Genomic DNA, 11059 nt, shown 5'->3' with positions numbered 1-11059 from the left:
AATTCGGAAGAATCATAACGCTGATGCTCAATTTCCCTCAGCATGCAATGCCTTAACAGGTCTGAGCGTCTTGAAAAACATAATTATGGGACAGCCTCTCCTTCCCCATGTAAGGAGCGCCCGGAAGAGTTTATGACCAAGCAGGAGACTCTTTTCGACTCATGCCGAGCCGGCTGTCCAAAATGAATAAGCGATTATCTATCCTCTCTCCCCTTGTCGCACCGCTATCTGGTCCACGATTCCGTACGTTTTCGCCTCTTCGGCGGTCAAAAAAAAGTCGCGGTCGGTGTCACGCTGGATTATGTCCATCGACCGGCCGGTATGATGAACCAGTATCTCATTTAGCCGCTGCTTGAGGCGCTTGCCTTCCTTCACATGTATTTCCATATCGGAAATCTGGCCCTGCGCGCCGCCAAGCGGCTGATGGATCATGACCCTTGCGTTGGGCATGGCAATTCGTTTTCCCGCCGCACCGCCTGCCAGCAGGACCGCTCCCATCGAGGCGGCCTGCCCGAGACAGATGGTGGCGACGTCGGAGCGCACATACTGCATCGCGTCATAGATGGCAAGCCCTGCGGTGACGGCCCCGCCCGGGCTGTTGATATAGAACCTGATATCCTTTCCCGGGTCCTCGCTTTCGAGATAGAACATCTGAGCGGTTATGAGGTCCGCCACCTGATCGTTGACTTCTCCAGTCAGCATAATAATGCGTTCTCCCAAAAGGCGCGAATACAGGTCCATCGTACGCATGCCGTGAGGCGTTATCTCCTGCACGTACGGAATAAGGTTGGCCATAAGAATATCCTCCCTATGCGAAGCGGATTTCACCGTTCCGGAGTTCGAATCGAACTGTCTGTCCCGTCTCGACCCTACCTTCCAGCAACGCCCGCGCCAGCGGAGTTGTAATGAGCGTTTCGAAAACCCGCTCGAGTTCGCGGGCGCCGTATGTTTCGCTGTACCCCTTTTCCATGATGAGGTCTCTGACTTCCTGCGAGAATTCGCACTCGACGGACTGATCCTCCAGTCGCTTGTTCAGGCCGTCAATCAGTTTTTCCAGAATCCTGGTGACGACTTCACGGGAAAGCGGAGCAAACACGATCTTGCGGTCGATGCGATTCAGCAGTTCGGGACGGAAAGCTCCCGTCAACGCCTCCTGCACGCGGCGCTCCTGCTCGTTTTTTTGCTGTGCGATGTTTCTTTCTCCGGTCGGCTCGGCTGGGGGGCCGAGACTGACGCCGATATCCCGCTTCTGAGGCGCCGGCCCGGCTGAAGTTCCGAGGTTAGAAGTCATGATGATGATGCTTTCGGTGAAGCTGGCGCGCCGTCCTTTCGAGTCGGTGAGGCGGCCATCGTCGAAAATCTGGAGAAACACATCGAAGACGTCCTTATGAGCTTTTTCGATTTCATCGAAAAGGATGACGCTGTAGGGCCGAGTTCGGACCCTGCCGGTCAGTTGTCCTTCCTCATCGTGGCCGATGTAGCCGGGCGGCGCGCCGATGAGCCTGGCGACATTATGTTTTTCGCCGTATTCGGACATATCGAAGCGGAGGAGCGCTTCCTCATTTCCGAACAGCGCTTCTGCAAGCGCCTTCGCCAGTTCGGTCTTGCCGGTACCGGTCGGCCCGAGAAACAGGAACACGCCAACCGGCCGGTTCGGTTTTTTCAGGCCCGCGCGCGCCGTTCGGACGGTGTCGGCGACCTGTCTGATGGCCTCATCCTGTCCCATAACGCGCCGCGCCAGCGTTTCGTCGAGGCGCAGGAGGCGCTGCGCGTCATCGACCGCAATCATTCCCACAGGGATTCGGCATCTTTCGGAAATGACTCGCGCGATATCTTCCTCGGTCACCTGGGCCGGAGGAGTTCCGATTGACGGATTCGGCTGGATCGCATTGAAGCGGGCAACCGGAGAGAGGGTTTTCATGATTTCCGCCGTGCACGCCTGATCGATGATATCCAGCGCCTTGTCAGGCAGCCGCCGGTCCGGCAGGTAGCGCATCGACCACTCGACCGCTCGCACGACAGCGTCGTGGGTGATGAAGACGCCGTGATGCTTTTCGAGGGTCGAGCGCACGCCGTCAAGTATCTCGATAGCCTCTTCTCCCGTCGGCTCGTTCACCCACACCATCTGCATTCTTCGCTCGAGCGCCGCATCGGCTTCGATGTATTTCCGGTATTCGGCCGTTGTCGTTGCGCCGATGAGCCTGACTTCTCCTCGGGCCAGCGCCGGTTTCAGAATTTGACCCGCATCCATGCCCGATTCGCTCGAGCCTCCCGCTCCGACGAGCGTGTGAATCTCGTCGATAAACAGGATGAGATGCTGATCCGATTTGGCCTCATTGACGACATTCTGCAAGCGCTCCTCGAACATTCCGCGGAGTGTCGTTCCCGCAATGAGGCTGCCCATGCTGATTTCGACGATGCGCCAGTCGCGTATGGTTTGGGGCGCTTGAGGATGAACCACACGGTGGGCCAACCCCTCAACGATGCAGGTCTTGCCGACCCCGGCGTCGCCAACCAGCACGGGGGCGTTCTTGGTCCGCCTCCTCAGTATCTGGGCCATCGTTCGCATTTCCTCCCTGCGGCCGATGCATGAAGAAAGCTTGCCCGCGCGTGCAAGAGCGGTCAGATCGCGGCCAAACTTGTCGAGGAAGGGGGTCGGCGGGTGGGCGCTCGGCTTTGGCGCCGCCCTTTGAGCGGGCGGCTCGGGTGGAATTTCGATATCATTAATTACTACGATGCCTTCGATTTCATCTTCAGGGGCATGTATTACCGGCGGTGGAACGCCGCACTGGTTGCACAAGAGAGTCCAGGCGCCTTTTGTGTCGCCGAAAACCTGTTGAAGCAGCGAGCTTCCTTCCGAGAGGATGGCCCAGAGAATGTGCAGCGGTTGAACCGGCGCCTCGCCGAGGCTCATAGCCCTTCGTTCGGCTGACTGGAAGACCCGGTGGCCGCGCTGAGAAAGCTTTTCGGTGAACTGTCCTAACAACGCTGTTTCTTTGCCAATCATTCTTCTCACGCGCCTGCGGGTCTGCACCGGGTCGATCCGGGCTTTCATGAGCTTCTCATGTACGGCCGCCCTTTCACGGTTGACGCGATTGACAGTGTCCGCAGAAGTCCCTACGACCTCCTCGATAATTTGTCTCGGGAGGTCGGGTATCTTGCACAAGGCCGCGAAGAAATGCTCGGGCTCGATTTCCTTGCACTTGGTGAAGGTTGTCTCGGCTATGGCGACTGCAACCAGCAGCCTGCCGCCCGGTGATAATTCCATCGCTTCCCCTCCCAGCGAATGACTGAATCTTCTTGATGAATCTCGTTCAGCCGTTTGAAGGTTTCCGGCCCCACAACAGCAATTTGACAGGACCGCACAGCGGGACTATTTGAGAAGAAGCTGAATCTTGCCGAGCAACTCGCCGATCCCCTTCGCGCTCAAGTCCTTCATCCAGGTATCATCGGCCCCGCGCTGAATGAATACCTTTATATTCTTGTCGTCGCCGAGGTCGGTCATCCCGATGATTGGGATGTCCTTTTTCGCGAACTTCTCGTCCGTCCTGAGGCGTTCGATGACTTCGCCGCCGGTGAGAACGGGCATCAGCCAGTCAACAAGCAGAAGGTCCGGAGCCGACTCCATCACCGTATCCAGAGCGCCAAGCCCGTCATGAGCGAGCCGGACGCTATGACCCGCGTGCTTCAGTTCCTTTTCCAGTTTCTTCCGAACCTCGGTTTCGTCGTCCGCGATGACCAAGTCCGCCATTCCTCTCTCTCCTTTCGAGTTCACACCTAAAATCTGAGCAGGTCTCTTAGTTTATCGATTTTGCGCGGCAATTGCACGGTAAACACGCTGCCTTTCCCTTTTTCGGTGGTCACGGCAATCGTCCCCCACATGTCGTTGACGGCGACGGCGGTAAAAAATAACCCCACCCGATTCGTAAACCCCTCCATGTTGTAGATGGTCTCTACCACATGGATCAGATCTTCCTCACGCTCATAGACGTCCCTGACCAGAGCAAAGGCTTTCTCAAGATAATCCAAAGTGCGCGAGTCTATGCCTCCCGCATTGTCTTCGACCCTGATGATAACATTTTTCTTCCCTTTCGGCTCAATACGTAATCTGACAAGCGGAGGCTCTGAGATCGCGGGGTCGCGATTTCCGAACGCGTAAAATGCGTTCATTACGAGGTTCCAAAGCGTGCGACGAAGCAATTCTTCGTTGCTCACAATATCGGTTGCATTTCCGAGAACAACGGCTTCGAACGCGCATCGCTTCTGAAAAAGCAAGTGGAATTCTCTCATAATTCCGCCGGCTGTCTCAGGCAGCGATATTCGGCTGGTCGGTTTCGAGCCGGAACCGGTAAGATTCCCCATTCCGAGTGCGAGCCGATAGGCGCGTTCCACCCCGAGGACAATATCCGGATGCTCGTCGACGTTCTGAAGCTTTTCATCGATGTACTGCGCAAATGTCAGATAGTTTTTGATATCGTGGGCAATCATTTTTGTGAAAACGCCGATGGCGGCGTTCTGACTCATGCTCAGATATCGCCTGTTGAGCGCCAAGTGGTCGATTCGGTTGATTACGCGGGAGGCCATGGAACTCACCAGGTTCAGGTCGCGCCCGGAGAATCTCCCCTGCACAAGGCGGCGTTCCATCTGCAGGTAACTGTCTCCCTGCGATCCTTTCAGTAAGGGAATGCATATGCCGGTAGCGTCGGGTGCCGAGGTCATGCTTCTGGGGCTCAGCGTCGCCGATTCCTCATCTTGCGGCGCCACTCGTTCGTCTGATATCTCGAAGATGATACCGCCCTTTCTTCCGAGCGTCTTGCGCAGGATGGTCGAGCTTGTCCTGCATCTCGCGCCTTTGCGCTGGAAACCGCAGTGCTCGATGAATACCGTGTCGCCGCTTTCCTGGACGACTGCGACGTACTCCAGTTCAGGGTATATCTCCGCAATCTTTTCGGTCAAGACCGTGAACAGCGAGTTCGAATCCATGCTTTTGAGGGACTGCATGGCCCTGTCCAGCCGAAGGATGGTCTGAAGAGCGTGCGAGTCGTCGCCAAGCACTTCTTCCGGCGGGCCGGGCTCATCGGAAGCCTGGCGTGCCACGGTAAGAGTAAATTCTCCGGGAGCCCCTTCGCCGGGAATGATTGCATTCACCCGGACGCTGTTTTCCGGGCCCGCCAGAAGCAATTCGTCGCCTTCTCTGAGGACAACCGTGTCGATGTATCTCTCGGCGTCCATCCGCCTGAGAATCGTGCCATGAGTGCTGTTGAGGTCCCGATATCGATAGTGTTTATCGCGCTGAGAAATCTCGCCGTGGTGCCATGAAACATAAGCGTCGGGAACGACAATGCTGTCGGCCTGCGACCGGCCAATGGTGATGTACGGCGCGTTGGTCCTGAGCGTGTTTCCTTTCGCTATCCCGTTTACCACTTCGAGTTCAATCATGGGATACTCCCTTTCGGCAACCTTATGATCGAGTCGGACATACGGGTTTACATATGCCTTCGGTGTATTCGCATTCGCTCCCGGACCTGTTCCTCAGCCGGCTCCGATAGCGCTGCATTTCAGGTCAAGCCGCTGGTTCATTTCTGACGAAATTGCTTGAGCGGATCATAATTCCAGTTCCGTATCTATTGCCTCCTTCTCGTGTTCCTGATGAACGCCTACCCTTGCTCCATTGGCGAAGCGTATTGTGAGCGAAATCCAGGGAAGGACGCCTTCCATCGCTTCGGTGCCGTCGATGAATTCATAAGAAGTTGTGCCGGTGACTCCTCTGACGGCCCCGCCATCGAACCAATAGTCAAAATCTCCGTCTATATCACCGGGGAGTGGTCGATTTCTCATGTTCGGCCGCTCTGCAATCAGAAATAGGATATTGGCGACGTCTCGGAGATTAATCTCGGGAATTTCCATAACATCCCTCCACAGTTGAATCTCTTCGGTATTCTTGTCACGTCCCTGGCAGAGGCGGCGGGCCTTGCCAGCCGGCGGCCATTTCTTCGAGCTTTCTTCGCACACCCTCGGGCCTGAGCCAGCCGTAGCCGCAATGGCTGAGGTGTGTCAGGAGTTTCTGGTAATCTTCTTCGTTCCATGAGGGTTTGCCCCGGCGCGTGAGGGCAAGTGTGATATCGTCCTCGGTCGGTTTTCGATCCGCCGGCAATTCGGCGGCATACGGCGTATGCAAAGTCAGGAACGATTGAAGATACGGTCTCGCCCCTTCATCCCAGTCAACCGGTTCAGGAAATTCGTAATTCCAGACCAGTTCCCACAGCCGAAGAGTCTTGTCATCAGATCCCGAAAGCGCGAAATGACCATCTGAAGAAAAAGCCACAGAAGTCACATTGCCTGAGCGTCCTTCGAATGTGCGCAGGCACTTCCCGGTTGTAACATCCCACAGCCGAAGCGGCCAGTCCCACTTCGATCCCGAGACTGCAAAGTGGCCGTCTGGAGAAATGGCAACAGAAGTTACAGGGCCTGTGTGTCCTTCGAATATTCGCAGGCATTTTCCGCTGTTGATATCCCACAGCCAAAGCGTATTATCCTCAGATCCCGAAAGCGCGAAACGGCCATCCGGAGAAAGGCGACAAAACTTATCCGGTATGTGTCTTTGGAAAGTGCGCGGGCACTTCGCGGGATGATCTCCCAACGATTCGGCTTCTCCTTTTTCTTCAGCAGTTTTTAAAGGCGGCTAGAAGGAATCTTGCCGACCTTCTCAATCGCGCCATCGGCGGAAATTATCACGCCAACCATAAGCGAACCGGCAATGATCTCACCATACGTCTTGGCTCCCGCTCTGCGGGTCTTGACCAGGAGCATTTTCCCACCAATAGCGAAGCGCTTCCAGTTCACGCCCTTCGGGTCCATTGACATGTAACCATATTGGAAGGTCGGCAAAGATTTCACTGATTTCAGCACTTTCACCGATATCAGCACCAGGGAAACCAACTTTGCCGCCTCCACGTCCGCAGGCTTAGGTTGCGTGTAATACGCCCCGAGGATCTTGCCTGTAGGTTTCTCCTGCCCTTCCAGGAAGAGAACCATGAGACCCTCATTGGGGTCTTCATAAACGTCGTACCATCCCTTGGAACCTCTGAATGTGATCGATGAAGTACCGTTAGGCCGCATAGTTGGAGAAGGTTTCCCGACCGCCCTATCTCCGGTGATGGCCTCTGCTTTCTGGGCCACTTTAAGCAAATTCATGTCATCTCCTTTCCTATTCGGCTTTGGCGCCTGCCACCTTGCCAGCTTGGCTGCCCCAGTTTCTCCTCCTGTCCTGTTCTCATTTCAACCTTGTTTCTCCATTTCTTCTTGCAGTTATTTGTCATTCCAAAATGATCGATTCCATTGTTAGGTTCCCGACAGCGAATGCGGGCCGTGCCAATCTGAGGTCATTTCTTCGAGCTTTTTCCGGACTCCTTCGGGTCTGAGCCAGCCGTAGCCGCAATGGCTCAAGTGCGTCAGGAGATTTTCAAAATCTTCTTCGGCCCATGATGGTTTGCCGCGGCGCGTAAGAGCGAGTGTGATTTCCTCCTGAGTTGGTTCTCGAATTGCCGGCAATTCGGCTGCATAGGGCGTTTGCAGAGTCAGGAAACATTCCAAGTAAGGCCTTGCGCCCTCATCCCAATCAGCGGGCTCGGGAAATTCGTAATCCCACACGAGTTCCCAGAGGCGGAGAGTGTTGTCATTTGATCCCGAAAGCGCAAAGCGGCCGTCTGAGGAGAATGCGACGGAACGAACGATCTCCTTGTGTCCTTCAAAAGTACGCAGACATCGACCAGTTTCGATTTCCCACAGCCGAAGAGCATTATCAAATGACCCTGAGAGCGCGAACAGGCGGTCTGATGAGAATGCGATAGATAGGACAACGCTTTCATTTCCTTCAAAAGTACACAGGCATCGACCGCTTTGAACGTCCCATAGCCTTGGTTTATCCGCTACTGAAAGAGCAAAATGGTTATCTTGGGAGAAAGAGGCGGAAACTACGAGGTCTCGGTGCCCTTCGAAAATGCGTAGACATCGACCGCTTCGGATGTCCCACAGTCGAAGAGTCTTGTCTGTTGATCCCGAGAGAGCGAAACGATCGTCCGAGGACAATGCAATAGAAGTGAAGCCTGGTTTTAGATGGAGTTTATCTTGAAAAAACTGACCAGTTGAAAAGTCACAAAGCTGGAGTTTGTTGTCAGCTGATTCAGAAAGCCCGAAGTTGTCGACGACCGGTGATGGGACATGGGATTCGCCGTTTATTACGCGCAGACATTGACCGGTTTCAATATTCCAAAGCCGAAGAGTGTTGTCATATGCTCCCGACATTGCGAACCGGCCGTCCGAAGACAAGGCGACGGAATTGACAGTCTCTGTGTGCCCTTTAAAAGTGCGCAGGCAGTGACCAGTTTCAATATCCCAGAGTCGAAGCTTGCAGTCAGATGCGTCTGAAAGCGCTAACCGGCCGTTCGCGGACAAGGCGACGGACTGGACTCCCCCTTTGAAAATGCGGAGGCAGTGACCGGTTCTTAAATCCCAAAGCCGCAGAGTGCGATCTTTAACCCATCCCGCTGAAAGCGCAAATCGGTTATCTGACGAGAAAACTACAGATTGTACACTGTCTGTGTGTCCTTCAAATGTGCGAACGTGCCATCCCTGTAAGAAGGCGCGAATTCTGCCCTTGGAACATGCTTTGGCTCGAAGTCCCAGGAGTTTTGCTGATTTTGAATAACCGGGAACAGACATAGCCTCGGAGATGCTATCATAAGCGCCGGCGACATTCCCCAAGGCCAACTTAGATTCCGCAATTGACGCGAGGTCGTGCACATGGCTCTCATAATCGGCAATAGTCGCAGTAGCCAGGACCCGACACAATACTGCTCTTTCTGATGATGCGCCGAGAGTGAGAGTCCAAAGTCGAAGCGTATCGTCGTTTCCACCCGAGAGCGCGAAGCGGTCGTCTGAAGAGATTGCCACGCTAAAGACGCGTTTTGTATGACCTTCTAATGTGTGGAGACATCGACCACTCTCTATGTCCCAGAGCCGGAGAGTGTTATCATTTGATCCTGAGAGCGCGAAACGGCCACTTGATGTGATTGCGACAGAACGAACACCGCTTGTGTGCCCTTCAAATTTGTGTACGCGCCGGCCGGTTTCAATGTCCCAGAGCGCGAGGGTTTGATTGTCTTCGAATGGGAGTTCGCCAGCGGCTCCCGACACTGCGAACCGGCCGTTTGGAGATAGCGCTATGGAATGAACCGGCTCCGTGTCTCCTACGAATGTGCGCAGGCATTGCCCGGTTCCTATGTCCCACAGCCGAAGAGTCTGGTCAAATGATCCCGTAAGAGCGTACCGGTTGTCTGAGAAAAAGGCAACGGAATGGACACCGGCTGTATGTCCTTTCAATATGCGCAGGCACTCACCACTTTTTACATCCCACAGCCGAAGGGTTCTGTCTTCTGCTCCGGACAGCGCGAACCGGTCGTCTGAGGAGAACGCAACGGAATAAACGGGCTGCGAATGTCTCCCGAATATGCACAAGCATTGACCGCTGTTGATGTCCCAAAGCATCAACGTTCCATCCCATGCTCCGGACAGCGCGAACCGGCTGTCTGAGGAGAACGCGACGGAATGGATAGTCTGCGAATGTCCTAGGAGTGTTTGTAGGCATCTCCCGGTTTTTATGTCCCAAAGACGGATTGTATTATCACTTGATCCCGAGAGCGCGAGCCGATCATCTGGGGAGATTGTGACAGCGTAAACGGCGCCTGTATGGCCTGAGAGTGTGCGCACACAGGATGGGATACCTGCTGTGCGCGCCTGCTTAAGGGTTTTTTGAACCTGTGTGTTCTTCCCTGATAGATGAACAGTTTCTTTCAGAATTTTTACTGCAGTGCCTCTGTCGCCACGTTCCAGGTGAATCAGGCCAAGCAAGTAATCATCAACCCAATCGGATTCATGACTTGTCCGTACTTCTTCCATTCGTCTGATCGCTTCCAGATCGGTGATTCTTGCAGTTCGCCATTGTTGAATACACAAGCCATACGTCGCTTCCGCATGATGCGGGTCAATTTTCAGCGCTTCTTCCCAAAGTTTCTCGGCTTCGTCAGGCATATCCAGTTCGAGAAATGAGGCAGCTTTGTTGTTCAGAACATCGGCCATCTCAGCGAGTTGTTTCGGCTCTCCACGGGAATATTCACGGTCTGTCTCTTCTCCATAGATCGCCTTGAGGTTTTCAATCACTTCAGACATCGATTTCGGCCGCTCAGCAGGGTCTCCATGCAGACAATTGGAGAGGAGAGAAACAAGGGACTCGGGCATCGCAGGCAGATATTCTTCGGCAGGACCGGTCTTAAGATATTCCCTGAACGCTTCGCCCACCACCGTCCCCGACGGCCAGGTGGTGCCGCCGTTGAAAATCTCGAAGATGGATACCGCCCAGGAGTAGAGGTCGGAGTGCGGGGTTATCCGGACAACATTCTCTCTCGGGACACCCGCCGCGCGCTGGGCATGGGCCTGCGCCTGCTCGGGAGAAGCGTACCGCGGCGTCATGCCCGCAAACGTGCGATCAACTGAAGCAACCTGCTCGGATGAAACTCCCTTCGGCAGTTCCAGCGCCCCGCCTGCCAGCCCGAAGTCGCTTACCTTGGCGTTTCCGTCGAAAGTCATCAAAACATTGGCTGGCTTAACATCCTGGTGCACCATGCCTCTGGAGTGGGCGTATTCGAGACCTCTGGCGAACTGTATGGCGATGTCGAGGATGCGTTCGCTTACCTCTTCAGGGCTTTCCTCATATATTTTTCCTGTCTCGATCCAATCGGAAAGTGTGCCGCCTTCGACGTATTCGGCGAAGACTCGGGGAACCTTTCCCAGAACGCGCACAAAATGGCAGGTGACTATATTCTCATGCAGGCCGAGGTCCATCCACGTATGGCATTCACGGACAAAACTCTCGACGCCGCCTGCTCTGGAGATGGCGGCCTCATTCGGCGTCTTGACCGCCATATCCATATCCCAGTCAAGATGATGGACTTTGTAGACTTTTCCGTAGCCACCTTCGCCAAGAACATCCCTAATTTCGTAG

8 protein-coding genes are annotated in these 11059 nt (G+C 54.7%); all 8 read right to left on the bottom strand.

Features of this window, described 5'->3' with window-relative positions; all coding sequences use genetic code 11:
* Nucleotides 1-198: 198 nt before the first annotated feature.
* Complete coding sequence (locus C4520_11950) at nucleotides 199-795, bottom strand: ATP-dependent Clp protease proteolytic subunit (protein ID RJP19941.1); 597 nt, start codon at nucleotides 793-795, stop codon at nucleotides 199-201.
* 13 nt (nucleotides 796-808) lie between these two features.
* Nucleotides 809-3268: an ATP-dependent Clp protease ATP-binding subunit gene (locus C4520_11945; protein RJP19940.1), complete on the bottom strand. Its 2460-nt coding sequence runs from the start codon at nucleotides 3266-3268 to the stop codon at nucleotides 809-811.
* A 105-nt stretch (nucleotides 3269-3373) separates the two neighbouring features.
* Complete coding sequence (locus C4520_11940) at nucleotides 3374-3751, bottom strand: response regulator (protein ID RJP19939.1); 378 nt, start codon at nucleotides 3749-3751, stop codon at nucleotides 3374-3376.
* A 26-nt stretch (nucleotides 3752-3777) separates the two neighbouring features.
* Nucleotides 3778-5439, bottom strand: a complete 1662-nt coding sequence (locus tag C4520_11935; GenBank protein ID RJP19938.1) for an FHA domain-containing protein — start codon at nucleotides 5437-5439, stop codon at nucleotides 3778-3780.
* A gap of 165 nt (nucleotides 5440-5604) precedes the next feature.
* Nucleotides 5605-5907: a hypothetical protein gene (locus C4520_11930; protein ID RJP19937.1), complete on the bottom strand. Its 303-nt coding sequence runs from the start codon at nucleotides 5905-5907 to the stop codon at nucleotides 5605-5607.
* 37 nt (nucleotides 5908-5944) lie between these two features.
* The gene (locus C4520_11925; protein ID RJP19936.1) at nucleotides 5945-6640 is read right to left on the bottom strand and encodes a hypothetical protein; all 696 of its coding nucleotides are present in this window, start codon (nucleotides 6638-6640) and stop codon (nucleotides 5945-5947) included.
* 32 nt (nucleotides 6641-6672) lie between these two features.
* Nucleotides 6673-7194 (bottom strand): hypothetical protein, encoded by a 522-nt coding sequence (locus tag C4520_11920; protein ID RJP19935.1) that lies wholly within the window; start codon nucleotides 7192-7194, stop codon nucleotides 6673-6675.
* 147 nt (nucleotides 7195-7341) lie between these two features.
* On the bottom strand, nucleotides 7342-11059 hold a 3718-nt coding region (locus C4520_11915; GenBank protein ID RJP19934.1), incomplete at its 5' end, for a serine/threonine protein kinase.

Source organism: Candidatus Abyssobacteria bacterium SURF_5, assembly GCA_003598085.1.
Lineage (GTDB): Bacteria > Abyssobacteria > SURF-5 > SURF-5 > SURF-5 > SURF-5.
Note: the sequence above shows the minus strand (reverse complement) of the source record. Positions and strands in the feature narration are given on the sequence as shown.